The 23,941-nt window shown below is 69.0% G+C and carries 28 protein-coding genes and 1 tRNA gene; 5 read left to right on the top strand and 24 right to left on the bottom strand.

Features of this window, described 5'->3' with window-relative positions:
• The first annotated feature begins 341 nt into the window (after nt 1–341).
• Nucleotides 342–2,627: a transglycosylase domain-containing protein gene (locus tag OG435_RS25140; protein ID WP_266879963.1), complete on the top strand. Its 2,286-nt coding sequence runs from the start codon at nt 342–344 to the stop codon at nt 2,625–2,627.
• 114 nt (nt 2,628–2,741) lie between these two features.
• On the opposite strand, the gene OG435_RS25135 is transcribed toward OG435_RS25140, so the two are convergent.
• A complete protein-coding gene (locus OG435_RS25135) occupies nt 2,742–3,203 on the bottom strand; it encodes a GatB/YqeY domain-containing protein (protein WP_266879961.1) in 462 nt (153 codons plus the stop codon).
• A 79-nt stretch (nt 3,204–3,282) separates the two neighbouring features.
• Here OG435_RS25135 and OG435_RS25130 point away from each other — a divergent pair, with 79 nt between their 5' ends.
• The 3 genes from OG435_RS25130 (at nt 3,283) to OG435_RS25120 (ending at nt 5,060) form a co-directional block, all read left to right on the top strand.
• Nucleotides 3,283–4,221 (top strand): metallophosphoesterase, encoded by a 939-nt coding sequence (locus tag OG435_RS25130; RefSeq protein ID WP_266879959.1) that lies wholly within the window; start codon nt 3,283–3,285, stop codon nt 4,219–4,221.
• 33 nt (nt 4,222–4,254) lie between these two features.
• Nucleotides 4,255–4,947 carry a Pr6Pr family membrane protein gene (locus OG435_RS25125; protein WP_266879957.1) on the top strand — a complete coding sequence of 231 codons (693 nt, stop codon included), beginning with the start codon at nt 4,255–4,257 and terminating at the stop codon, nt 4,945–4,947.
• 39 nt (nt 4,948–4,986) lie between these two features.
• Nucleotides 4,987–5,060, top strand: a tRNA-Pro gene (locus tag OG435_RS25120).
• A 119-nt stretch (nt 5,061–5,179) separates the two neighbouring features.
• Here the strand turns inward: OG435_RS25120 and OG435_RS25115 are convergent.
• The 20 genes from OG435_RS25115 to OG435_RS25020 form a co-directional block, all read right to left on the bottom strand.
• Nucleotides 5,180–6,697, bottom strand: a complete 1,518-nt coding sequence (locus tag OG435_RS25115; RefSeq protein ID WP_266879955.1) for a tyrosine-type recombinase/integrase — start codon at nt 6,695–6,697, stop codon at nt 5,180–5,182.
• Nucleotides 6,698–6,755: 58 nt separating this feature from the next.
• Nucleotides 6,756–7,109, bottom strand: coding sequence for a helix-turn-helix domain-containing protein (locus tag OG435_RS25110; protein WP_266879953.1), 354 nt, complete (start codon nt 7,107–7,109; stop codon nt 6,756–6,758).
• Between the two features lie 207 nt (nt 7,110–7,316).
• Nucleotides 7,317–8,567, bottom strand: coding sequence for a DUF3631 domain-containing protein (locus OG435_RS25105; RefSeq protein ID WP_266879951.1), 1,251 nt, complete (start codon nt 8,565–8,567; stop codon nt 7,317–7,319).
• Nucleotides 8,567–8,920, bottom strand: coding sequence for a hypothetical protein (locus OG435_RS25100; RefSeq protein ID WP_266879950.1), 354 nt, complete (start codon nt 8,918–8,920; stop codon nt 8,567–8,569). Before OG435_RS25100 ends, OG435_RS25105 begins: the two co-directional genes overlap by 1 nt.
• Nucleotides 8,917–9,837, bottom strand: coding sequence for a bifunctional DNA primase/polymerase (locus OG435_RS25095; RefSeq protein ID WP_266879949.1), 921 nt, complete (start codon nt 9,835–9,837; stop codon nt 8,917–8,919). The genes OG435_RS25100 and OG435_RS25095 overlap by 4 nt, the downstream gene beginning before the upstream one ends.
• Nucleotides 9,838–9,915: 78 nt before the next feature.
• Nucleotides 9,916–10,071, bottom strand: coding sequence for a hypothetical protein (locus OG435_RS25090; protein ID WP_266879947.1), 156 nt, complete (start codon nt 10,069–10,071; stop codon nt 9,916–9,918).
• A gap of 10 nt (nt 10,072–10,081) precedes the next feature.
• Complete coding sequence (locus tag OG435_RS25085) at nt 10,082–10,261, bottom strand: hypothetical protein (protein WP_266879945.1); 180 nt, start codon at nt 10,259–10,261, stop codon at nt 10,082–10,084.
• Between the two features lie 124 nt (nt 10,262–10,385).
• Nucleotides 10,386–10,541 (bottom strand): hypothetical protein, encoded by a 156-nt coding sequence (locus OG435_RS25080; RefSeq protein ID WP_266879943.1) that lies wholly within the window; start codon nt 10,539–10,541, stop codon nt 10,386–10,388.
• Between the two features lie 12 nt (nt 10,542–10,553).
• Nucleotides 10,554–10,889: a hypothetical protein gene (locus OG435_RS25075; protein WP_266879941.1), complete on the bottom strand. Its 336-nt coding sequence runs from the start codon at nt 10,887–10,889 to the stop codon at nt 10,554–10,556.
• A 132-nt stretch (nt 10,890–11,021) separates the two neighbouring features.
• Nucleotides 11,022–11,480: a DUF6197 family protein gene (locus OG435_RS25070; RefSeq protein WP_266879939.1), complete on the bottom strand. Its 459-nt coding sequence runs from the start codon at nt 11,478–11,480 to the stop codon at nt 11,022–11,024.
• Nucleotides 11,477–13,651 carry a type IV secretory system conjugative DNA transfer family protein gene (locus OG435_RS25065; protein ID WP_266879937.1) on the bottom strand — a complete coding sequence of 725 codons (2,175 nt, stop codon included), beginning with the start codon at nt 13,649–13,651 and terminating at the stop codon, nt 11,477–11,479. The genes OG435_RS25070 and OG435_RS25065 overlap by 4 nt, the downstream gene beginning before the upstream one ends.
• Nucleotides 13,652–13,664: 13 nt before the next feature.
• On the bottom strand, nt 13,665–14,057 hold the full coding sequence (locus tag OG435_RS25060; RefSeq protein ID WP_254382010.1) for a hypothetical protein: 393 nt from the start codon (nt 14,055–14,057) through the stop codon (nt 13,665–13,667).
• A 13-nt stretch (nt 14,058–14,070) separates the two neighbouring features.
• The gene (locus tag OG435_RS25055) at nt 14,071–14,541 is read right to left on the bottom strand and encodes a hypothetical protein (protein ID WP_266879934.1); all 471 of its coding nucleotides are present in this window, start codon (nt 14,539–14,541) and stop codon (nt 14,071–14,073) included.
• Between the two features lie 712 nt (nt 14,542–15,253).
• Complete coding sequence (locus tag OG435_RS25050) at nt 15,254–15,469, bottom strand: hypothetical protein (RefSeq protein WP_244291186.1); 216 nt, start codon at nt 15,467–15,469, stop codon at nt 15,254–15,256.
• 1 nt (nt 15,470) lies between these two features.
• Complete coding sequence (locus tag OG435_RS25045) at nt 15,471–16,091, bottom strand: hypothetical protein (RefSeq protein WP_266879931.1); 621 nt, start codon at nt 16,089–16,091, stop codon at nt 15,471–15,473.
• A 69-nt stretch (nt 16,092–16,160) separates the two neighbouring features.
• Nucleotides 16,161–16,523, bottom strand: coding sequence for an RRQRL motif-containing zinc-binding protein (locus OG435_RS25040; RefSeq protein WP_266879929.1), 363 nt, complete (start codon nt 16,521–16,523; stop codon nt 16,161–16,163).
• On the bottom strand, nt 16,520–17,530 hold the full coding sequence (locus OG435_RS25035) for a DUF2637 domain-containing protein (protein ID WP_266879927.1): 1,011 nt from the start codon (nt 17,528–17,530) through the stop codon (nt 16,520–16,522). Before OG435_RS25035 ends, OG435_RS25040 begins: the two co-directional genes overlap by 4 nt.
• Nucleotides 17,527–17,862: a hypothetical protein gene (locus OG435_RS25030; protein ID WP_266879925.1), complete on the bottom strand. Its 336-nt coding sequence runs from the start codon at nt 17,860–17,862 to the stop codon at nt 17,527–17,529. The genes OG435_RS25035 and OG435_RS25030 overlap by 4 nt, the downstream gene beginning before the upstream one ends.
• Nucleotides 17,859–18,128, bottom strand: coding sequence for a DUF6284 family protein (locus OG435_RS25025; protein ID WP_266879923.1), 270 nt, complete (start codon nt 18,126–18,128; stop codon nt 17,859–17,861). Before OG435_RS25025 ends, OG435_RS25030 begins: the two co-directional genes overlap by 4 nt.
• A gap of 84 nt (nt 18,129–18,212) precedes the next feature.
• On the bottom strand, nt 18,213–18,383 hold the full coding sequence (locus OG435_RS25020; RefSeq protein WP_266879921.1) for a hypothetical protein: 171 nt from the start codon (nt 18,381–18,383) through the stop codon (nt 18,213–18,215).
• 925 nt (nt 18,384–19,308) lie between these two features.
• On the opposite strand from OG435_RS25020, the gene OG435_RS25015 reads away from it, so the two are divergent.
• Nucleotides 19,309–19,740: a winged helix-turn-helix domain-containing protein gene (locus tag OG435_RS25015; protein WP_266879919.1), complete on the top strand. Its 432-nt coding sequence runs from the start codon at nt 19,309–19,311 to the stop codon at nt 19,738–19,740.
• Here the strand turns inward: OG435_RS25015 and OG435_RS25010 are convergent.
• Genes OG435_RS25010 through OG435_RS25000 form a run of 3 tightly spaced genes read right to left on the bottom strand, consistent with a single transcriptional unit; the run spans nt 19,734 to nt 23,750 of the window.
• Nucleotides 19,734–20,675, bottom strand: a complete 942-nt coding sequence (locus OG435_RS25010; protein WP_266879917.1) for an NAD-dependent epimerase/dehydratase family protein — start codon at nt 20,673–20,675, stop codon at nt 19,734–19,736. The genes OG435_RS25015 and OG435_RS25010 overlap by 7 nt on opposite strands.
• 11 nt (nt 20,676–20,686) lie before the next feature.
• Nucleotides 20,687–22,309, bottom strand: coding sequence for a helix-turn-helix domain-containing protein (locus OG435_RS25005; RefSeq protein WP_266882050.1), 1,623 nt, complete (start codon nt 22,307–22,309; stop codon nt 20,687–20,689).
• A 37-nt stretch (nt 22,310–22,346) separates the two neighbouring features.
• Entirely contained in the window at nt 22,347–23,750 is a 1,404-nt protein-coding gene (locus OG435_RS25000) for a hypothetical protein (protein WP_266879915.1), read from the bottom strand.
• Between the last annotated feature and the right edge of the window lie 191 nt (nt 23,751–23,941).

Genomic DNA, 23,941 nt, shown 5'->3' with positions numbered 1-23,941 from the left:
CGGCATATTCACCGCTGCCAGTTGAGGACGTTACGGAAGGCGGGCACAGTGCAACACCCCCGACGGGCCCAATCTTGAATGGTCCGAACGGACTATGGGTAAGCGGCAGATCACCCGACGGAGTGATCCTGCGACATGCCCGACCATTCCGGCGATTTGGGTGAAATCGACGGGGCATGCTGATCACAGGAGGCGAGAATCGGACATGCGTCCACCCCATTCGGGAAGGGTGAAAAACAAGCCGAGGGGTTGATGTCCCACCACACTGCTGTGACAGTTGAGGACAGCTTAGGCCAAGGCATTCGCGCGTGTCCGGCGAATGAGAACGTAGGCTGCCCTCCATGGGAAAGAAGCGCTCGGGCGGCGGGCTCACGGGGCCACAGCAGGCCGCCAAGTTCCTCGGTGTGTCCGTTCTCTCCGGAGTTATACTTGCGGGCATCGCGATCCCGGGCGCCGGCGCCCTGGGGCTCGCGGCCAAGGGCACGGTCGAAGGGTTCGATGAGATCCCGGCCAATCTCAAGACACCTCCGTTGAGCCAGCGCACCACGATCCTGGACTCCGAGGGTGGCCTGATCGCCACGGTCTATTCGCGTGACCGGCAGGTGGTCCCGATCACGGCCATCTCCCCGTACATGCAGAAGGCCATCGTCGCGATCGAGGACTCACGTTTCTACGAGCACGGCGCGATCGACCTCAAGGGCATCCTGCGTGCGGTCAACCGCAATGCCCAGGAGGGCGGCGCGGCTCAGGGCGCGTCGACGCTGACGCAGCAGTACGTGAAGAACGTCTTCGTCGAGGAAGCCGGCGACGACGAGACCAAGGTGCGCGAGGCCCAGGAGAAGAGCCTCGGGCGCAAGATCCGCGAGCTGAAGTACTCGATCCAGGTCGAGGAGGAGCTCGGGAAGAACAAGATCCTCGAGAACTACCTCAACATCACCTACTTCGGGCAGCAGGCGTACGGAATCGAATCCGCCGCCCAGCGCTACTTCAGCAAGCCCGCCAAGGACCTGACCCTGGACGAGTCGGCGATGCTGGCGGGCGTGGTGCAGTCGCCCAGCCGGTACGACCCGGTGAACGACTCGCAGGAGGCGACGAAGCGCCGCAACATCGTCCTCCAGCGCATGGCGGACATAAGAGACATTTCGCAGGCCGAGGCGGACGCGGCGAAGGCGAAGCCGCTCAAGCTGAAGGTGACCAAGCCGAAGAACGGCTGCATCACCGCCGTCAAGGGCGCCGGCTTCTTCTGCGACTTCGTGCGCAACACCTTCCTCGACGACACCGCCTTCGGGAAGACCCGCGAGGAGCGGGCGAAGGTCTGGAACCGCGGCGGCCTGACGGTCCGCACGACCCTGGACCCGCAGTCGCAGGACTCCGTCAACGAGTCCATCAAGGACCACGTGGACCAGGACGACAAGGTCGCGACGGCCGTCACCCTCGTCCAGCCCGGCACCGGGCGGGTCCTCGCCATGGGCCAGTCCAAGCCGTACGGCTTCGGCAAGAACGAGACCCAGATCAACTTCTCGGTGGACAAGAAGATGGGCGGCTCGAACTTCGGCTTCCCGACCGGCTCCACCTTCAAGGCCTTCGTCGCGGCCGCGGCCATCGAGCGCGGCATGCCGCCGACGAAGATGTACGCGTCCCCGTTCGAGATGGACTATCCGAGCCCGGTGCAGACCTGCGGCGACAAGCCCTGGGTCAACACCGACAACGCGCGGGTGCCCAACGAGTCGGAGTCCGAGGTCGGCCCGTACGGGCTGAAGGAGGCGATGGCCAAGTCGGTCAACACCTACTTCATCGAGATGATCTCCGAGATCGGTCTCTGCCCCCTCACCGAGATGACCACCAAGCTCGGCGTCATCCCGGCCAACGGTGCCAAGCTCCCCGAGGTCCCCGCCATCGCGCTCGGCACCGAGGGCATGTCCCCGCTGACCATGGCCAACGCCTACGCCACCTTCGCCAACCGCGGCGTGTACTGCACCCCGGTCACCATCGAGTCGATCACCGACTCGCACGGCAAGGCGCTGACGGTGCCGAAGTCCAAGTGCAGCCGGGCCATGACCGAGAAGACCGCCGACACCATCAACACGCTGCTGCTCGGCGTGGTCGACTCCGGTACGGGCCAGCAGTCGGGCCTGAAGGACCGGGAGAGCGCGGGCAAGACGGGTACCACCGACGAGCGCCACAACGCCTGGTTCGTCGGCTACACCCCGAACATGTCCGGCGCGACCTGGGTGGGCTCCGGCGGCGCCAAGCAGGTGTCGATGGAGAACATCACCATCGGCGGCCAGTACTACGACAAGGTCTTCGGCGGTGGCCTGCCCGGCCCGATCTGGAAGCAGGCCGTCACCGGCGCGCTCTCCGGCCGCGACGCCCCGGGCTTCACCACGGTGAACATCCCCGACACCCCGAGCCCGTCCCCCGGCAGCAAGCCGAGCGGCAAGCCCAGCGGGAAGCCCAGCGGCAAGCCGGGCCGCGGCGAGGGCAAGCCCGGTGACGGGAAGCCCGGCAACGGGCGGACCGCCGGTCAGACCGGCGGAACCACCGGCGGGGACACGGGCGGTACGGGCGGGACCGACCCGCTCGGCGGGATCACGCTCCCGCCGGGCGTCATCGGCGGCCGCGACTAGGCGCCGTAGGACACCCGTAGCGAAGGAAGAACGCAGGAGGGCCCCCACCGATCCGGATGCGGATCGGTGGGGGCCCTCCCCGTTCCCCTGCCGGGGACCGCGTACGTACGCGTACTAGGAAAGGTGCTTCTTGACGGCGGCGGCGACGCGCCCGCCCTCCGCCAGACCCGCGACCTTCGGGTTCACGATCTTCATCACGGCGCCCATGGCCCGCGGTCCCTCGGCTCCCGCCGCCTTGGCCTCCTCGACGGCCTGCGCCACGATCGCGTCCAGCTCGGCCTCGCCGAGCTGCTTGGGGAGGTAGGTGTCGAGGAACTCGCCCTCGGCGGTCTCCCGCGCGGCCTGCTCGGGACGGCCACCCTGCGCGAAGGCCTCCGCGGCCTCGCGGCGCTTCTTCGCCTCCTTGGCGATCACCTTGAGGACTTCCTCGTCGGAGAGCACCCGGGCTTCCTTGCCCGCGACTTCCTGGTTGGTGATGGCCGAGAGGGTCAGGCGCAGCGTGGACGAGGCGAGCTCGTTGCGCGCGCGGATGGCGGTGGTGAGGTCTTCCTGGAGCTTGGCCTTGAGCGTGGTCATGTCCCGAGTCTGCCAGGTACGGGGGCTCCGGCGCCCGCCGGTTTCCCGGTGGGCTTGCCGGGTCTGCGAACATATGGGCATGCGTGCGCGTTACGGAGTACCCCTGAAGGTCACCGCCGGTATCGCCGCGGCGGGGGCCGCCGGTCTGGCCTATGCCGCCGGTTTCGAAGCGCGGTCCTTCCGCCTGCGCCGGGTCACGGTCCCCGTGCTCCCGCCGGGGATGCGCCCGTTGCGCGTCCTGCAGGTCTCGGACATCCACATGGTCGGCGGGCAGCGCAAGAAGCGCGCCTGGCTGCAGTCGCTCGCCGGGCTGCGCCCCGACTTCGTGGTGAACACGGGCGACAACCTCTCCGACACGGAGGGCGTGCCGGAAGTACTCGACGCGCTCGGCCCTCTGATGGAGTTCCCCGGCGTGTACGTCTTCGGGTCGAACGACTACTACGGCCCCCGGCTGCGCAATCCCGGCCGCTACCTGCTGGAGAAGACGCAGGGCCGGCACGGGCTGAACGGCAACGCGCCGGTCGTCGGGGCCGTCCACAACCCGTGGGAGGGGATGCGGGACGCCTTCGACGCGGCCGGCTGGGTCAACCTCACCAACACCCGGGGCCGGCTCAAGCTGGACGGGCTGGAGCTGGCCTTCACCGGCCTGGACGACCCGCACATCAAGCGCGACCGGTACGCGAAGGTCGCGGGCGGGCCGGAGGCGGACGCGGACTTCTCGATGGCCGTCGTGCACGCCCCGTACCTGCGCGTCCTCGAAGCCTTCACCGCCGACCGCTACCCGCTGATCCTGGCCGGCCACACGCACGGCGGGCAGCTGTGCATCCCCTTCTACGGAGCCCTCGTCACCAACTGCGACCTGGACACCAAGCGGGTGAAGGGTCTCTCCACGCACGAGACGCAGGGGCAGCGCGCGTACCTCCACGTATCGGCGGGCTGCGGGACCAACCGCTTCACCCCGGTGCGCTTCGCGTGCCCGCCCGAGGCGACACTGCTGACACTGACCCCGAAGGCCTGAGGACGGGCGGGCGCGCGCGGGTACGTTGACAGGATGATGATCACACCCGACGCCCGCCGCCTCCCGACCGTCGCCTTCCGCGCGCTGATCGCGGCGGCCGCCGTCACCGGCCTGGTCATCGAGTGCGCGTACGGCAGCGTGCCGGTCGTCCTGAGCTACTTCACGATCTGGACGAACATCCTGGTCGCGGTCACCTTCGGACTCTCCGCCCACCGCGTCCACCGGCGCGAGCCGGACGTGGCCCCCTTCTGGCGGGGCGGGGTCCTCCTCTTCATCCTGGTCACCGGCCTGGTCTTCCACCTGGTCCTGGCCAACCCGTCGAGCCCCTTCAACGTCCTCCAGGACCTCGACAAGCTGTCCGGCGCGAAGGCCGTCTCCAACCAGCTCCTCCACACGGTCACCCCCATCGGCGCCGCCCTGGACTTCCTCTTCCTGACCGCCCCCCGCACCCTGCGCCCGCGCTACGCCGCGCGGTGGCTGGCGTACCCCCTGCTCTACGTGGCCTTCGCCCTCACCCGTGGCGCCCTGCTCTCCCCCGACGTCCCGAGCCGGTACACGTACCCCTTCATCGACGCCGCCGAGTACGGCTACGCCCGGGTCGCGCTGAACGCCGTGGTCCTGGGCCTCGCCTTCTACGCCCTCGGCCTCGCCCTGGTCACGGCGGACCGCTACCGCCCGCCGCGCGAAAACCGGATTTCGTCTCCGGCCGAGGGTCCGCTAAAGTAATCGATGTCGCCAGGGCAGCAGCGCTGCAAGGGTGGACATCGGGGTGTAGCGCAGCTTGGCAGCGCGCTTCGTTCGGGACGAAGAGGTCGTGGGTTCAAATCCCGCCACCCCGACGCTGAAGTACCAGGTGAGAGCCGGTGCAGAGAAATCTGCACCGGCTCTCCTTGTTTCTCCCCACCCCCTCGGGAGAATCCTGGGAGAAACCTCCGCCGAAACGGCTCCCCGCTCGCTCCTACGGGCGGCCCCTCAGCAGCGCGTCGAGGACGGCCACGGGCGACCCCGGAGCCATCCGCCGGCGCGCGTCGAGTGCCTCCTCCCACATGCCGGTCAGACCGGCCAGAAGTTCGCGGCGCATCTCCGCGGTGATGTGCGAGTAGCGGGCCTGGACCGAACCGTCCTCGTGCCCCATTCGCTCGTCCTTCAGCTTCGGCGGCGTCCGCAGCTCGTCCATCATCGTCTTGTGGCTGTGGCGTAGCCCGTGCGGCGTGAGCCCGCGCGCGATCGGAACCCACGAGGCCTCGGCGCGGCCGGCGGCGCCCCGGCCGCGGGCGGGTACTCCCGGCCAGGGCTCCGCCCGCAGCGGCACCGGCCGGGCCTCCTGCGGCGCCTTCTTCGGGTACCACCCGGTCGCCGCCGGGTGGAACAGCCACGTGGCGAAGCCGTTCCGCCGCCAGTGAGCGGCGTTCTCCCCCGACGACCAGAAGCGGACGAAGCCGAGATCGACCATGGCCTTCTCGACTCCGGCCCGTGTCCCGTCGGCGACCGCGCCGGGCCGGTTCAGCACGTTCGAGACCGTGCCGGTGGAGACCCCGGCGACGCGCGCCACGTCGACCAGCTTGGCGCCGGGCCGGCGGGCCGCTCCGTTGGCAGCGGAGTGCCCGCTGAACAGGTAGCGCAGCCCGTGGCAGCCGCACTCCTTCTCCCCCGCCCGCGCGGCCTGGCCGGCAAGGAGCCGCGAGAGCCAGTCCGGCGTGTCGATCGTCCGGTAGGAGTCGTCCTTCGGCGGGCACAGGTGCATCTCCCCGGAGTCGAGCTCGTAGAGCTGGGACTCGACACGCACGGAGGCCGGCCGGACGAACTTCGTCTCCAGCCCAACGATCTCGCCCCACCGCATCCCGGTGTAGCCCTTGAGCACGACGGCGACAAACTCGTCGTCCCGGCCGGACAACAGGGCGGCCCGCTCGGCGATCTGCAGCACGCCGAGTGCGGACGTGACCACCTTCTCGGGCCCCCGGTTGCGGGACCGACCGGCGCGCTTGCCGCGGCCCCGGCGGCGGGTCGCGGGGTTGGAGTCGCGGAGTTCCTCGTCGACCGCGTCCGCGAGGATCAGGTGGAGGGTGCCGCGCCACGTCTTGATGCTGCTGGCCGCGTAGCCCCGGGCGCGCTCGCCGCGCTCCCAGGCGTCGATCTCCCCCTTGGTGATCTCGTCGACGACGGCATCCTCGAACTCAGGGAGCAAGTGCTCCTCGATGTGCCGTCGGTAGTTCTGCATGGTGGACGCGGCGAGGTCCTGACCCTCGTACCACCGGCTCGCGTACTCGCCGAAGGTGATGCGCTCCGCCTCCGGCACCGGGGTCGCCTGGCTGGCGGCGAGTGCCTTCTCCTCCTCAACTGCCGCCGCCTTCTCGGCGGCCCGCTTCGTCCGGAAGCGGATGGTCTTGCCGTTGTCGTCCGTCACGGCGGGGTACTTGCCGGGGGCAGCCTTGTACCGGCCCCGCCAGTAGTCCCCACGGTTCTCTGCGAATCCCAAGGTTCTCTCTCTGAAGGTAGAAGCCCCGCCCGACTAGTCGGGCGGGGCACGGGAGTTGCTACGCAGCGTTCTGCTGCTGGTCCGGCGGCATGGCGATCCGGCGCGGGGGCCGGGCGCGGAGCCTCTGGGGCGCCGGGTCCTGTCGGACGGGCTTGGGCACGGTGGCCCCTCGTACAGCGGGGGTGTGGGTGCTCGTCTGCTGCACCCTCGCGTTGGCGGACGGTCGGGCTTCGAAGAGGTGGAGGATCTCCGCGAACTGCTCCCCCGTGAAGCGGTAGGCCCGCCCCGGCTGCGTGAACGGGATACGCCGCTTCCGAGCCTGCTCCTTCACCCACCACTCGGACATGCCGAGCGCTTTGGCGATGTCCGACGGGGAGTAGAGACGCGGCAGAGCATCTGCCTTTACGGTCACGTTCAGTCCTCTCGGTTGCCGCTGCGATGACTTGGTACTGCTGGCAGCCACACCAGCCGCTGTCCCTTCCTCGCCCCAGGCATCCGCAACATCCGCCACGCCGCAACATTGCTGGTCAGCTGCTTGCGTTTGTGGCGGATCGGGGTTCTGTGGCGGATAGGTGCCGCCACACGCAGGGTGTGGCGGCACCTGGGCGCCGACGGCCAGCTATCCGGCGACGGGAAAGAGCGGTGTGGCGCCTTCTGCGTGCGTGTGGCGGATGGCTGTGGCGGTATCCGCCACAGGTTCACCCCCGCTGACCTGCGGTGTGGCGGATGTTGCGGCTGTTGCGGATTTCAGAAGGGGCGGGGGGCAGTACCGCTCCCACGCGTCGGCGAGGTCCTCCGCGTAGTAGCCCTTGGGGGTGCCGGAGGCGGTTCGGATCCCGCGCGGCTTGATGGGCTTGTTGCCGGGGGTGACGTACTGGCCGAGGAGGCGGGCCAGGGTCCGGGAGTTGAGCGGCTTGTCGTCGAGGTCGCCCCAGGGTGCCTCGTCCATGCGCAGGAGGCATTCGAGGATGACGGCGGTGGACATGCGGTCGGCCCCGCAGAACACGTGGTCGCGGAGGTCGGTGAGAAGGCGGACGCCGGTGGAGGACTCGTCGTTGTCCTTCGCTGCGGCGACGAGTTCGAGGCAGGCGGTACGGGCGCGGGCGGGCCAGTCCCCTCCGGCTGCGTCGGCGACGGCCAGGAGCGGCTCCCAGACGTCCGCCGGCCGGTCCGTCACCCCTTCCGGCATGGCGGGCCAGGCCCCGGAGACCTGCTCGCGGACGCGGTCGGCCCACTTCGCGAGGCGGTCGCGCAGCGCGTGGCCCTGCTGCTCGTGGACGCGCTGGCGGTAGGGCTCGACCTTCTCGTTCGGGGCGCGCTTACGCATACGGACGATGACCGAGCGGGTCAGCACGGTGTCGGGCAGGGAGCCGAGACCGGCCATGGCCACGGCGCAGTACGAGGGGAAGATCTGCGCAGTCTGGTTCGAGCCGTCCCCGACACAGCGGAGCGCGCCACCGCTGCGCCGGTAGCCCGCGTTGAGGAACCCGCGCAATGCTTCGTCGGGCCCGGCCTTCGGGCCGAAAATGGTGTCGACCTCGTCGAACAGGACCGTGGGCAGTCCTTCGGGGGCGCCGACCAGGCGGTAGAGCCCGTTGGCGGAGGCGGAGACGGTGGTGACCGGGCGCGGGGTGAGGATCTCCACGATCTCCAGCGCCCTCGACTTCCCCGATCCGGGCTCCGGGGACAGGAAGGCGATCCGCGGGGTGGTCTCGAAGCAGTCGATCAGGTGGGCGTGGGCGTCCCACAGGACCACAGCCACGTAGGCGGCCTCCCTGGGGAAGATGTTGAACCGGCGGTGGAAGGCCTCCACCTCGTCGAGCAGTGCGGCCCCGTCGATGGGAACGACCGTGGGCTTGGGGTCGCTCATCAGGCGGCCTTCCCTTCCTGGGATACGAGTTGCGGGCAGAGGGTCCGGTGGCGCACATGGTCGTCGATCAGCGCGAGCGCGCGACTCTGGCCGGCGGCGAAGAGGTCCCTGCCGCACGAGCACCACGAGCGAGCGGAGGGGGCGACGCCTCGTCCGGGGGCGTTGATGTGGAGCCAGGCGACGGGGCGACGTCCGTCGTCGAAGGACGGGTTCGGGCGAACAGATGAAGGGACGCCTTCGGCGGCGACCTTCAGCGCGCCATTGCCGTCCGTGGCGGGGGCCGGTTCGGCGGAGCTGGGGCCGGCCGGTGCCAGGGTGGGGCCTTCCAAGGGAGGATGGGGGCGGGTGCTCATGCCGCATCCCGGGCCCGGACCGTACGGGCGGAGCTGTCCAGGGCGCTGCGGATCGTGGAGCGGCACTCGGCAGCGGTGAGCCCCCGCTCCTCCCCCGCTCCTTGGAAGGCCACCTCCACCTCGTCCCGGGCCAGGTCGCCCCACGCGACGAAGCGCCCCACCTTGAAGGCGCTCCGATTGAGCGTGTTGTTCGCCTGCCCAGCCGGGGCGGCACGGACCACGTTGCACTCGGCGTCCAGCGCGGCGCGGGCCGCACTGCTGCCGCTGACGGCCGGCGCCACGAGCCGACGGGCCGGGACCGGGGCAGGCGGCTGGAGCAGGGGCAGCAGCCAGCCGGGAAACTCTGCGACCGGGGCAGGGTCGGTCACCTCGTACATGCCTGACGAGGTGATGCTGCCGGGGGCGACGACGTATCCGCCCTGGGCTCGCGTGTCGATGAGCGGGCCGAGCTTGCCCGCCGTGTTCCCCAGCCTGATCCCGGCCGGGGCGGTGAAGTACAGGTGGGCCCCGCCGGAGGGGGTCCGGGTGCGGTAAGTGGTGGGGACGGCCTGCCCGGCGCGCTCGCAGAGCGCCCTGAAGTTCTCCGTGCCGCCAGGCGCGTCCGGACTGCTGTTGGTCTTGGGGGTGTCGAGGTCGATCACGATGAGTCCGGCGGGGCCGGTGGCCAGGCCGATGTTGTACGGCTTGTGCGTCCAGCAGCGGACGATCGCGGCCCCGTCAGTGGTCGCGCGCTGCTCCCACTTCAGGTGCCCGTCGGCGCAGCCGTCGGTGCGGGGGCAGCGGTCTTCGCCGTGTAGGGCGGGGGCCTTCGATCCGGAGTGGAGGGGGAAGACGGGCCAGCCGCGGGCGGCGATGGCAAGGGCTTCGGCCAGCAGCCGTACCCGGCCATCTCGCCGGATGGGGGCAGGTTGGGTCATGCTTGGGGTCTCCAGTTCTGATGGGTTCTGGAAGAGGGCGGCCCGGACTTTGGCGAGAGCGGGCCGCCTTCGGTGCGTCTACTGGCAGTTGCAATCGGGGCGTTCGCTGCTGCCGTCGGCTCCGCAGTCGCAGCAGTGCGCGTAGGGGTACGGGTCGCCGCCGTCGAGGGGCGCGCACAGCTCGCAGTCGTAGTCGGGGTTGCAGTCAGGGTTGCCGGGGCTCCAGGCAGTCATCGGGTCCTCCTCAGTGGCGGGTGTGGTCGGTGGCCATGTCGGTCAGGCGTTTGGCTTCGTCGGGGGTGACGTGGCGGTAGCGGATGCTGACGGTGCAGTGGGGCTTGGGGCAGCGCACGGTGCGGATGCCGGTGAAGAGTGCGACCGCGTCGGAGATCCGTTCCGACAGCCGGGTCCGGTTCTGGCCCACGAAGGGTCCTTTCAGCGCTGGTTGATGGGGCCGGTGGCTCGGTCGAGGACCCCGGTCGTCATGGATGAGGGCGGCCCGGAGTGTGGCTGTGCGGGGCCGCCCTCGTGTCTGCTGACCTGGGCGCTTAGGAGCTGATCTGCGCACGGACCTCGGCAACGAGGCGGAGGATTTCGTGAGCCAGGTGGGTAATGGCTTGGAGCTGCTCTTCGACCTCGTCCGGGCCGGTGAAGGAGAAGGAGGGTTCGCGGTCCGGTCTGGGGTTGGTGAAGGAGAACGACACGGAAGGTTCCTGTCAGAGGGCGGCGGAGATGACGGTGAGGACCAGAGCGGCGGCGCCGCCGATGACCAGGGCTGCGGTGACGGAGGCCCACAGGGGGCGGCCCATGTCCGTGGGGTTGCGGAGGTCGGCGAGGGTGTCGCTGAGGCGGGCGTGCAGGGTGGCGAGCGGGCCCAGGGCGGCGTACCAGCGACCGAGCCGGTCTATCTCACCGGCGCTCTCCCCGTCGGGGAAGTGACCGCCGTGCAGGGCCTGGCGGTGGCCTTCGGCCTCGGCATAGAGGTCGTCGAGGTGAAAGGCCGTCGGGGACGTGGTCAGGCAGACGGGACAGCGGTACCGGTAGCGGCGCACAGGTCTTGGTCTCCTGATGGTCGGAGTTGAGGCGGGGCAGGACGTGCGGCGCCCCGCCCGGAAGGGGTTCCGAGCGGGGCGTGGGGCTGGGCTGAGATGGGTGTCGGCGGGCCTGCTGGACGCTGCCGCCGGTCAGATGTTCATGTGGTGGGCGCGCTGGATGGCGGCCTCCCACACGCTGCGGACCTGCGCTCCGGTGTGGGAGTCGTTCCAGGAGGGGATCGCCTCCCACCCCTTCCCGTGCTGCTGGCGGGCCTCGTCCAGGAGGAGGTTGCCCGCGTCCCGGTAGGCGTCGTTGCGGGCGCCGGCCGCTGCTCGCAGGGCGCCGATGGAGCAGCGGGCGCCTTCGGGGTGGATGAGCCTGCCCTTGGCCCAGCCTTGGGTGTCGAGGAAGGCGAGGGCGTTGGTGAGGGTCTTCTCGACGGCGCCGGTCAGGCGCACCGGCGGGGCGGCCAGGATGAGGGAGACCGGAACCGGCACCGCGGGGGCCGCAGGGGTGGCGGGTTCCGGCGCGGGGTCGAGGAGTTCGAAGGCCTTCGCGTACAGGTCGGGGTCGATGTGGGTGAAGTCGGTATCGGTGCGGGTGTTCATGCTGCTGACCTCCACAGTCCGTTCTCGTTGGTGACTTCGTCCCGCTTCTTCAGTTCGGTCAGGCGGGGCTTGATGTGGTTCACGGGCGTGCCCAGCTTTCGGGCGATGGTCTCCACGGTCATGGGCATGTTCCCGTTCCGAAGGAGTGCGAGGATGCGCGGCTTGATCGGCTCCTGCCCTTCCGGGCCCGCAGGGCTCGCGGGGCCGGTGGAGCCCTGTTGGGGCCGCTGCTGGGGCTGTGCGGTCGGTCCCTGCTGTGCCCTGTGCAGGAGGTCGGTGAGGCTGCCGACGAGGTTCTTGCCGCGCTGGTCGACGAGCGGGGTCTGTGCGATCGCCTCGCGGTGACGCCAGGCTTCGCGGTCCTCGATGGCGACGGGGGTCGGGTCTCCGGCGAGGGAGACGGGGGCGACGTCCAGGTGCAGGGAGCGGAACTGGACGGCCTGGGATCCGGGGGTGAGGAGGTAGCCGAGGCCGAAGGTGCCGTCCTCGGGGCCGGCGGCGGCCGCGGTGGCAAGGCCGGTCATGTCCCGGTCGGCGACCTTGGCGTACTGGCCGGGCCACGAGGAGGGGATCCTCGACAGGTCGATGCCCTCGGCGCCCTCGACCGCGTTCGCTCCGACCAGGGAGCCCTGGCCTCGGGCGCAGCGCAGGAAGACCGCGCCGCCGCCGATGAGGAGCTGGGAGCGGATGACGGTGGAGTTGCCGAGGTCTTCGGCGAGCGGGGTCTGGGTGGCCAGGATGACGCCGATGCCCCGCTTGAGTGACCGGCGGGTCAGCTGCTCGACGATCGCTTTGGCCTCCGCGTGGTACGGCGAGGAGACCGACAGCAGCATGTGCGCTTCGTCGATGACGAACAGGACCAGCGGGTCGGTGAAGGGGAAGGCCGGGGAGCGGTAGCGGGCCTCGCGGTCGAGCATCAGCGCGTAGGCCAGCCGCAGGGCGCCCATCGCCTCGTCCAGGCCGTCACCGCAGTACGCGGCCAGGCCCGCTCCGGCAATGGTTCCGGCCTGCGGGGACGCCAGGATCACCGCGATACGCGACCTGTGCGCGGAGAGCAGGATCTGCTCCAGGATCCCGGACTTCCCGGAGCGGGAGCCGCCGACGAGGTACAGGTGGCGGGCGCCAGAACCGGGCTGCGCGAAGGGGACCAGGGCCGCGTTGGCGTCGATGTAAGTACCCAGGCGGACGTATCCGCGCGCATCCATGGACAGCTCGTCCACGACCGAGGAAAGCATCGTGCCGTGCATCAGCGAGTGCTCTCGCATCACGCGCACCCCCATCTGCGAGGGCTTGTCGGTGGGAGCGAGAGCGACCTGGATGGTCTCCAGGTCGAGGTTCCCGGCGAGGTCCTGGATGTTGACGGTCCCGATCGCCTTGCGTTCGCGGGTGGCGATGCCCTCCCAGTCCAGGGGCCCGTTGTAGCGGGTCAGGGTCAGGGTGGTGCCGGGCATCGCTCCTTCCGGGATGGCTACGTGCGCGGCCCACAGCTCCTCGGGGGTCGTGGGGGCACCGGCCGCGATCTGCGGCGCCACAGCGGCCTTCTTGAGGTGGACCAGGACCGGCAGCGCGTTGGGCGCGAAGTGCTTGGGATCGCCCATTTCCACCTGGGAGGTGGGAATCCCGTAGACGGAGGCGATGTCGGCCGCCTTCACGCGGACCTGCTGCCCCTGAGGCAGCGTGATGACCCCGGTGAAGGCAACGTGGTCGTCCCCGACGTCGAGGCCTAGCTGCGCGAGCTCGGCGCCGGCCTGGATGAGCTTGCGGCCCTCAGTCTGGGTGGGGCCGGAGATGAACTCCTTCCAGTAGGCGGTGATGATCTGCGCCTGCGAGCTCTGCCCCGCCGAGCCGGTGGTCGTGGCGGGGAGCGCGGGGAGCTGGCCGGTGGTGTTGCGGTGGTGGGCCAGGGCGGCTGCCCCGGCCGGGACGGCGAGCCCGAGGGCGAACAGCGGGTTCATGCCCGCGGCGAGGACTTGGTGGGCGGCGATGCCGCAGCCGGTGCCGGTGAACCCGCAGGCGATCAGGGAGCGCAGGGCGGGGGCGGAGGTGTTGATGGCCCAGGCTCCCGCTCCGGCCGCTGCTGCGGCGAGGGCGGACCAGGGGCCGGCGGCGGCTGCTGCCAGCGCGAGGGCGGCGGGCGCGTACTGGATGAACTGTGCTCGGGTCGGCCCCATGGTCCTGGTCTCCTTACTGCTGGGCGTAGAAGGCCGCTTCGGCCATCTCGACGGGGGAGGTGTCCACAGCGTCCGCGATGCCTCCGTGGTCGGACTCGACGGTGGTCTTCGCGTCGTCGGCGGCCGCGGCCGCGCTGTCGGCTGCGGAGTTGTACTCGCCGGCCGCTTCCTTGGCGCCGGTCATGGTCAGGGCGGCGTCCGCGAACTCGGCGGTGGTCGCGTCGTCGACGGCGAGGGCCTTCATCGTTTCGGAGGCGTCCTGCATCTGTTCGGCGGTCTCGTCGACGTCGGCGGCGAGCTTGGTGACGGTCTCGCCGTGGACGTGGACCTGGTGGGTGAGCCAGGCGAGCTTGGTACGCAGCAGCGCGTAGGTGGCGGCGTCCTTGAGGGATTCGGTGGCAGACATGCGGGCCTCTCCTCTATCGGGCGTTGTAGAAGTCGCGCTCGGCGGGCTTGGTCAGCGGGGAGTCGGCGACCGCGCGGAAGATGCCGCCGTGGCGGACCTCGGCGTTCTGGGAGGCGGTCCGGCAGGCTTCCTCGCCGCCCTGGATCTGGTCGTGGAACTTCTTGGCGGCGGCGGCCTGGAGGTCGAGCTGCTCCTTGAGGTGCTCGCACTTGCCGATGAGGTTCGCGCCGACTCCCTTCTCCGTGATCTCGGCGATCAGCACGTCGCAGTCCGCCGCGAGCTGCGTGGACTCGTCCACGAGCTCCAGGCACTTCTCGGAGCTGGACTGGCACAGGGTGGCCGCGCCCTCGGCGAGGTCGATGACCTGGGTGAGGTTGATGACCTCGCCGCTGCTGTAGGTGCGGGACTTCCCCGCGGCGGTGGTGACGTGGACACCCTTGGCGTCCACGGTCGCGGTGTGCGGGACGGGCGGGTTGGGCTGCATCGCGGGGTCCTTCCGGATGTGGTCGGGGAGCGTGACGGTCGGCGGCGGGGGGACGGTGCCGGGCGGCGGGATCGTCGGCCCCGGCTCAGCAGTAGGGGCCGTGGCCGGCGGCGGGGTCGGGGGCGTCGTGGGCTTCGGCGGTGCCGGGGGCATGGTCGCCTCAGGCGGCGGCGTGGTGGCCGTGGTCGGCTTCGGTGGCGGTGCTGAAGCCGTCGGGGGTGTGGTGGGCTTCGGCGGGATGGTGGCTCCCGACAGGGGCCCGGAGGATCCCGAAGGAGCCGTACCAGAGGACGAACCGGAAGGAGCACGGTTCGGCTTTTTCAGGTAGGCGGAGCGCCAACCGTCGCGCAGTCCACCGGCCCAGTGGGCGCCCGCGAGGAGCCCGTAATGGGTTTTTGCTGCCGCATTGTAGGAGGCGTTTCGGAAGGTGTCCGGCGCCTTCGTCGGCTCCCATTTGGATTTCGACTTCGGCGGGGGTTTCTTAATTCCCGCCTTCTCGTATTTGTCGTGCGTGTTGTCGACGCCCACGAGGTACGTGATGGCGAGGAGTATGAGGAGTTCCACGAGCCTCCCTCAGTGACACTGTGTAGCTCTGAGCGGTTACCGGTTACCGGTTACAGCCCCTGCGGACGCCGGTTCGGGGCCCCTGGGTCGGGGGCGAGGCGGTGTCTGGGGCCTGTAACCGGTAACCGGTAACCGTGCGGCTGGTCGCCTAGCGTGAGGTGCCGACGTTGCTGACCGTGGTGTTCGCCGTGTTGAAGACCGATTCGAGGGTGCCTCGGATCTCGTCGCTGAACGGCGTGTACGGCAGGAAGATGCCGGAGACGATCAGCATCACGCAGATCGCCATCTGCTTTCCCTTGGTCTTCTTGAAGGTGAAGAACAGGGCCCAGCAGAACAGTGCGAGAGCGAAGAACTGGAGCGTCATTTCATGCACCCTTCTCGAAGGTGAATCCCTTGTTGTTAGCGGAGACTGCAGCGCTGGAACCGGAGGAGCTGGCGGGCGTGGAGAGCTTCTTGTAGGCGAAGAGGCCACCGCCGCCTACGAGGGCGGCCCACAGCCAGGGGCTGGAGGTGATGTCGCCGCTGGACTCGGTGGTGGTCTCCTGCTTCTTGGGGGCCGTACCGCCGAGGGTCGGGGCGGTGCACGAGGCGATCCTGGAGACGTCGTAGGAGGAGGCCTTGGCCACGGCCGCCGCCCGGATCTTCATGCACTCCAGGTAGACGGTCATCTCGCGCTCGTAGAGCGTCTTGGCCGCGGCTTCCTCGGTCTGGGCCCGCTGCTTGTCGGCCTCGGCCTCGACCAGGGCGTTCGCGGCCTTCTCCTGGGCGCGCGCACGGTCCTGGGCCGTCTGGTCGCTCTGCATGCTGGTGACGGCGACGACCGTTCCGCACACGGCGAGGACGGCGATCGTGCCGCAGACGGCGAGCGCGGCGGTGTTGCGGCGGACCCCGCCGAGCTTGACGGAGAACTTGGACGACGTGCTGGGCTTCTCGGCGGTCTCGGGGTTCATGCGGGTGAACTCCTCGTCCCAGTCGATTGCGGACACGGTGGTTCCTCCTTCCAGTGCTGTGTGGGTGCGGTCGGTGAAGCCCGCCCCCGGTAGGCCGGGGGCGGTTCAGGCGGCGTGCTGTTCATCGGGGTAGGCGCAGGGGACGCACGTGCCGAGCGAGGCCGGGATGACGTACCCGGCATCGGCCCGGCAGGTGGGGCAGGTACGGCGGGCTGCGTTGGCTTTCGCCAGAGCCGCGGCCTTGGCCGGGGTCATGGGGCGGACCGGGCGGGCGAGCTCTATCCGGTACAGGAAGGCGACCAGCGGCTCGCGCCGGTAGCGGGGCCGCTCCACCTGCGCGACGACGTCCTGCCCGCCGGGCCGGAGGCCGGCGGCGCGGAGCTGGCGGCGGGTGGCCAGCCCGTCCGGGGCCAGGCGCCAGGTGTAGATGGGCAGGGTCGCTGCCGCACTGAGCGGGGTCGGCCTCACGACGTGGCCCCTTCAAGAGCCGGGACGGTGGGGCTGTTCGCGTCGCGGAGTTCCTGGTAGCGGCCGGAGGCCCAGCCGACGGACCAGCCAGTCAGCTCCGCGGCCACCCGCACGGGCAGTCCCGCATCGAACGCGGCCCGAACGGTGGCGAGGGCCTGGCCTTCCTTCAGCTTCTCGTCCGGGGCTCCGGCAGCGAGGAGGGCGGCGCGTTCACGCTCGACCCGCTCCTGTTTACGGAGCCGTTCACCGCGTTCACGCTCGGCCCGGTCCCGGGCCTCCGCCTCGCGCTTCTGCGCGGCCTTGCGTTCAAGCTGTTCACGCTCGATCCGCTGCTGTTCACGCTCGTGTTCACGACGTTCACGGGCCTCGCGCTCCACCCGCTCGGCAGCTTCGGCCTGCGCCAGGTTCTCGCGGCGGATCTGGTCCTGCCGGTCGGCTTCCTCGCGGACCAACCGGGCTTCGTGTTCACGCTGTTCACGAGCGATCGCGGCTTCGTGCTCGCGCTGTTCACGCGCGGCCCTCAGCCGGTTCTCCTCCCGCTCCGCCGCGGCCCGGTCCCGGGCATCCTGCTCCGCCCGCTTGCGGGCTTCCACGGCGAGGACGGCGGCGGTCAGGGCCCGCCGGTAGGCGAGCCCTGCCTCCGCGGTGACGATGAGGAGGAGGGGTGCGACGGAGTGGACGGCAACCCCGACCATGTCCCCGGCCAGCGCGGATACGCCGATGTTCAGGGCGAGGGTCATGGTGCCGGTCATCCACCGCAGCGCCACCGGCCAGGCGCCCCCATGCCCGCCGAGACGGGCCAGGACGGAGTCGAGGCGGACCACAATGACCACCGCCGCATCCACGACGAGCGGCAGGATCGGTGCCGTCCACCGCCACTCGGGCGGGGTGTGTGCGGCCATCAACGGGGTGACGGTGAGGACGGAGTAGAGCATCGCTCCGCCGACGATCAGCCACGTCCCGAACGAGAGAGCGCGCTCGGATGAACGGATCTGAACGCTGTTCACGATGCGGCCCCCACCCATGAACGCGCCTCGTCGACCGTGGGGATCCTGGTGTAGCCGACCAGCTTCAGGCGTGCGCCGGCGTGGTCGACCTCCGTCTCCAGCCGGTGCGTACGGCCACCGTTCTGAACATCGTGGCTCACGCTCTCGGGGGCGATTCCGAGAGCTTCGCGCCATGACTCGAAGGCGGCGAGGTCGTCGTGGAAGGCGAGCTCCAGCCGGTCCGGCCAGATCGTGGTCAGCCGTACGCAGGGGGCCGGCAGGTGCGGGAACTCGGCGGCGAAGATGCGCAGGACCCTCAGGGGTGCGTCCAGCGAGGCGAGGGTGGCGTTCATGCGGCACCGCCCGGCATGCTCGCGGCGGCGGCCTGGTTGGTCAGCGTCCGCCGTACGGTCAGCGCCTTGCGGCGGGCCCGGCGGATCCGCCGCTCGTCCAGCTCGGAGGGCGCGCGGTCCAGTACGGCGATCTCCGCGTCGAGCAGGTCGACCTCCGCCAGGATCAGCGGCATCTCGAACTCGATCGCGTCCAGCTCCGCACCCGACGGCTCAAGGTCGTCGGGCCACGGGGTAACGAGGTTCTGAAGTGCGGCGATGTGCTTCATGAGTCGTGTTCTCCCTAGCAGGTGGACGGCTCGAAGCGGCCCCGGTGTTACAGCACCGGGGCCGCACGTCGTTGGGGTGGAAGGTCAGGCCGGGCGCGGGTAGTGGCTGACGCTCGGGTTGGTGTGCAGCGGCTGGTCCTGGCACTCCTCGGCCCAGCTCTGGTGGGTCCAGCAGGTCTTGCGGTGGTCGCCGTGCATGCCGGCGTCCTCCAGGTCGTTGTCACGCTGGATAGCCGCCGCGAGCTTCTTGTCCATCTCGAACCCCTTCCGGGGCCGGTGTCTCCGGCTCCCCTCAACCCCGCCCGTACAGCACCCGAAGGGCGCCGGACGGGTAGAGGAGGCAACCGGCCGCCGCACGATTAGTGCGGCGGAGGGTCGAACGACACGAGGGGCGATCCTGGCCGCACCGGTCCAGTGCGGGCAGGGCCCAGGGTCTTAAGCGGATCACTGCTGCCTCCGTGGAGGATGCGGGTGGGGAAGGCTTCGCCACCGCCGTTGCTGCAGCGGGGTCCCGAGCCTTGATCGGTGCGTCATCGTCACTGCTCTGACGCCAGCAGGCGGCCTGCACGAATCGGTGCAGGGTGGCGTGCCGCCGACGACATCACCCGGTCGTCACGGGGGCGGTCTCACTCTTGCCGCCACGTGCGTTGGGGCCACGCTGTACCTCCCCACACCCAAGTTCGGGTGGCGCCTGCCAAGCGCATAGGGGGAGTCGACGTCCATCACGGCGGTTTGCCCCCGGACCCTCGTCCTAGGCACCTACCGCGACCGCCGACTCGCGTCAGCCCCGCACGATCACTCTTCAGTTCTCAAGGAAAAGCCGGTGGCTCTCCGACGGGCGCGGTAACCCCGAAGGGCTCCCGTAAGAACGGGACACGCCGGACGCCAAGAGGTGCTGCTGGTGCTCAGAGCAGCCCAAAGAAGGCCCCTCGCAAGTCAGCTGTCTGCGACCGAACCGCCGTTTCCGGCGGCCTCGTTGCTTGCGACAAGCCTGTCCGCGTAGAGCTCCGGAATCGAATGACGGCTTGTCATATGAGGTCTGCCGCTTGCTCGCTGCCCTCTGAACAACATGGTGCACCTAGTGCACCATGTTGGCAAGTAGCTCGGCTCAGGTCGGGGGGAATGGATCCGGGGAGACTGGTGTACTAGGTACATCACCTGCGAGCGGAGGAGCACCCCGATGACCGAGTTTCGAGGGCAGCCGGCATACCTTCAGCTGGCCGATGACCTGCGGGAACGCATTCGCAGCGGCGACCTCCCCGATGGCGCCGCACTGCCTTCGGCACAGGATCTGATCAACAGCTCCGGCGCTTCCAGCACCGTGGTGAAGAACGCCGTGTCGCTGCTGCGAGCGGAGGGATACGTGGTCGGCCACCAGGGCAAGGGGGTCTTCGCTCAGTTCCCGCCCCGACTCGCGGACCACTCGCAGGGCGCTGCGGATTGGGCGCTGCCGCTACTGCTGGCAGGCCTGGAGGTCGAGGCGGCCCTACGGGCGTCACTGGGCCAGGACGGCACCGGCTCGACAAACAGCGAAGCGGCCCTTGAGCACTGGCGGAAGGCGTTCGACAACCTGCCGGAGAGCGTCAAGGGCCGCTTGGCCAAGCCTCAGTGACCGCTGGTGGAAACCACCGACCATGCGTCAGCGACCAGCTGTTCAAGGCCGGACCGTTCAGGCTTCCACCCCAGGTCAGTGGTGATCCTGGAGATGTCGGCGACCAGCCGCGGCGGCTCGGGCTGCGGGGGGCGGTGGACTACGGGCACCGCCCTTCCCGTCACCCGCTCGACCGTGGCCACGATCTCCCGCATGCTCGCCGCCGTGGCGCCGACGTTGTAGACGCGGTACGAGGCTGAGGTGCTGGCCTCCAGGGCCAGCACGTACGCGCGCGCCAGGTCATCGACGTGCACGAAATCCCGGATCGCGTCGCCATCGCCGTTCATCTCCAGCTGCGGGTACCGGCCGGCCGCTACTGCCACCGCCTTCGGGATGATCCGGCTCTCATCCGCGTCCCCTACCCCCGACACGGCCCCCGAGATGTTGAAGCAGCGCAGGCTCACGGCCTCGACCGCACCCGCCTCTGCTCGGGCCCTGAGCACATCGTCCGCAGCAAGCTTCGAGACACCGTAGGGATTGCTCGGCGCGGGCACGGTGTCCTCGCCGATGGGCTGCCGCTCGGGTGCACCGTAGACCGCCGCCGTGGAGCCCAAGATGACCCTCGGGGCCAGACCCGGGGAGACTGCAGCCAGCGCGTCGAGCAGTGCCTCCGTGCCTCCAGCGTTCACCGCTTGGTACTCCTCCGGCCGGTCGAAGGACTCGCGGACGCGGGTCAGAGCCGCGAGGTGGCACACTCCCTCGACACCGTCGAGGGCTCCCTCAAGAGCCTTCCGGTCCCGGATGTCCCCGCGGAAGACCCGGGAGACCGGCAGCTCCGGGAGGGGAGCATCTGCTGGCCGGTGCGTGAGCGCCACGACCTCGTGGCCTGCCTCGGCGAGCCGTCGTACGACCGCATTCCCTACGAACCCATAGGCCCCGGTCACAAGTACGCGCACTGATCTACCTCTCAGCCCAGGATGAGCCCGCGGTGCTGCCACGCCAGATCAAGGCACGCGGCAGCAGCGGACGCCAGAGGTTCATTGTCCAGCAGGCGCCGGATGTTGGGCTCGGTGAACTCAATTCCGGCGCCGCTGCCACCGGCCCGGCTGGCCACGACGGTGCCCTCTGAGTTCCTCGACACCATGCCGGAGAAGACGGAGTCGTAGACCTCGGCGTCGATGACCACCACGCTCAGGATCTCGCCTGCCAACGTGAGCGGGTCCAGACCGATCCCGAAGCAGAACGGACGCACCTTCCCTTCCCGACGTGCCTGGTTGAGCGTCCGGAACGGCTCCGTGCCGTCGTAGTCGATCGGCTCACCGCTGCTGCCGTCGGCTTCAGGGTCGCCGAGGAACTCCTCCGCGTACTCGCGAAGGACGTTGCGCCAGAGGTTGAAGTCGTTGGACTGGTCCCACGGCATCACCGAGGACGGCTGGAACACCCCTGCTGGCATGACGTGGTAGTTCCCGCCGGCCAGCGCGACGTTGCTCGCCGACCGGTGGTGGAGCGGGAACGAAGCACCTTCCGGGCCCAGCCGAATGGTCAAGGTGTCGATCGAAGGCAGCAGCGGCCGGTGAGCCAGGTCGAATGGGTCGCCGACGAGCGTACGGAAGGGAAGCTCTGCCCAGCTTGGATCGCCGATCCACGCCGGGTCGCTCCCCGTCTTCAGCCAGGCGCTCGCCAGCTCGTGCGCCACGCCCTCGCAGACGTCGGCCATGTCGAAGTAGGTCGTGTACCCGAACGACAACTTCGGCCGGCCTTCCGTCCGGGAAATGTCGAGCAGGCGGAAGCTCGGTCGGTTCACGAACAGGGAGGGGCGGTCGATCATGCGGATCGCCTGGGTGTAGCGATCGAACTTGGCGCCGTTCGCGGCGAGCGGCCGCACGCCCTCCGACGCCTTCTCCCGCCCGCTCACCTCGGGCGGGAGCGTCTGGGTTAGCCAGGACAGCTCGATGTCCGCGAAGTCGACCGGCTCGGGCCACATCCACGACTCGCGGGTGAGGACCGGGCTGTTCCCTGCGCGGGCCACCTCCGGGTACAGGGCCGCCGCGGCTTTCGTGAGGTCGGCCCGGTGGCGATTGAGTTCGCGGCGCGTCATGCGCCAGCGGCGTTGGTCGTCGATGGCGGCGAGCGGGTTCCGCCCGCCCGGGTCGCCTGCGGGTGCTCCGACCGTTCCCACGGCTTCGGCCGGCGGGAGCAGGCCTAGCTCGTCCTCCGGCAGGGCCAAGGCGTGTGCGAGCCTGCGCAGCTCGACCATGTCGCGGATGGTCCGCTTGCCGCGTTCGAGTAACGACACGTACGACTGGTCGTAGCCGAGCAGGTCGGCAAGGTCCTGCTGCTTGAGCTTGTGGAGTGCCCGATACGCCTTGAGGACGTCGGCCAGATTCGATCCGTCCGGAGGGGCACTGCGCTCCGTGTCCCCGGCGAGCCAGTGCGGCGAGTCCGCGGCAGGTGCAACCGCCGCTTGGCCACCCGCCGCTCTGGGGCCGACGGCCCGGCGACAGGGGCTGCACACAGTATCCGTGTTGGTTCGGCTCAACTTCGTACCGCACCTGGTGCACAGGGCCGGCGCAGGCGGTGCAACGTTCATGAAACTCTGCCCCTTCTTCGGGAGGCGCTGAATCGAATCAATCCTGTGTATCACTGATGGTTTCGAGCGCAATGAACCGTGCGAGCCGAATATCCGGCCCTAGGGAGTTCGCCTCATTCCCCCTGGGCAACAACTGAGGCCTCTCCGCATATTTCGGGTCATCCTTGGCGTGAACGATCCGATTCCGCAACGCATACACCCTTTTCGCCACCTGAGTAGCGACCGGCTCATTCGTCCCCTTAAGTCTGATCGGAGAGACGCCAGCAATTGGACCGTTCTGCGAGAAGTGCTGCACAAAACCGTCAGCTTCAAAGAATTCCAACAGTCGATCTTCCCGCACGCAATCACGCACCAGGATCTTCAGCACATCCTCTTCACTCACCCCCTTCGCCCGCTCCGTCGCATTCAGCACTCTCAGCACCGAGGCGTCGCTAGCGACATTAAAGGAGAAGTCGCGTATTTCGCGGCGAATCCGCTTAAGAGCATCCCTCCTCGAAGTGAGAGGCATGTAATACTCAAGCACCTGATAGTAAGAGAGGAAGGAGAATGGAGGATTGTCTACCGCTTCAGAGGCGAAGGAGAAAAGCGCAGCCACCTCGCGCGGAATCTCCGTCGAGGGAAACGAAATAGCCTCCTTCCCGCCGAGCCTCCGCCGCCCGCCCAAGACGCTGGACGACTCTCTAGGCTTCAAGCTCAGCGCAAGATCGAACTTTGCATCCAGCTCAAAGAGCACGCTGTCTGCCACCTGCTGCGCCCGGCCAACACGATCCTCAAGCCTGGCGGGCGAGGAACACATGACCTTAAGCGTGTAGTCAACGAAATCCGACCGGAAGCGGCGCCCATCAGACATCAAAAACCCTGCCGTCGGGCTCATCTTCGAAAGCTCGACGCACGCGTCACCATTCGGCGCCGCTAGATGAAACCCAGGCGAATACTGTCGGATCCTAGTTTGGATCGTCTCACGCTCAAAGGAATGCCCACAGGCTGACAGCCGATATTCCCATTCCATCCTCTCGACAATCCGTCCGACCGACAAGACTCGATTCGGAACCTGAAGCATAAATTCAACATAGGAGCCATCCCGATTCAGGATCCCCCTATACTCCTCACTCTCCTGGTACGCGGCCAACCCTTCCGCCACAGCGACAAGATCCCCCAAGGCAACAGAGACGAGCTCACGCCGAGGCTTCGACTCATCACCTTTCACGAATCGAACAAGCCGAACACCGTCAAGCGTCTCACCGTCTGGTCCCCTTTCAAACCCAGCCGCCTCTATGGCGGCAACAGCATTGTGCAGGGCCTCCGGAAGCTGGGCATCATCTTCAGAGTCGTCAGCATCCTCAGTTTCATCAATATTCATGAGGATGCTGGACTCGAAATCATCATCAATCTTGGACATTCCCCCACGCCCCTCCATGCGCTTCTCTGCTGTGTCGCTCAAGGTACCGCCTTGATACGCAGCCAGACCGGCTATGCCAAGATCCGAACCGGCCTCGTCTTAGCAGGGTCAGGGAGGCTGGCGATCAGAGCCAGAAGTCGACGGCGCCCACGGCGGCCAGCCAGCCGTGACGGGATGACCTGGGAGAAGCCTGGGAGAAAACCGCGAGAAGGTATCCTCGTGGGACCCCTTCT

It is taken from the genome of Streptomyces sp. NBC_01264, from assembly GCF_026340675.1.
Lineage (GTDB): Bacteria > Actinomycetota > Actinomycetes > Streptomycetales > Streptomycetaceae > Streptomyces.
This window is presented reverse-complemented; position numbering and strand designations above follow the sequence as displayed.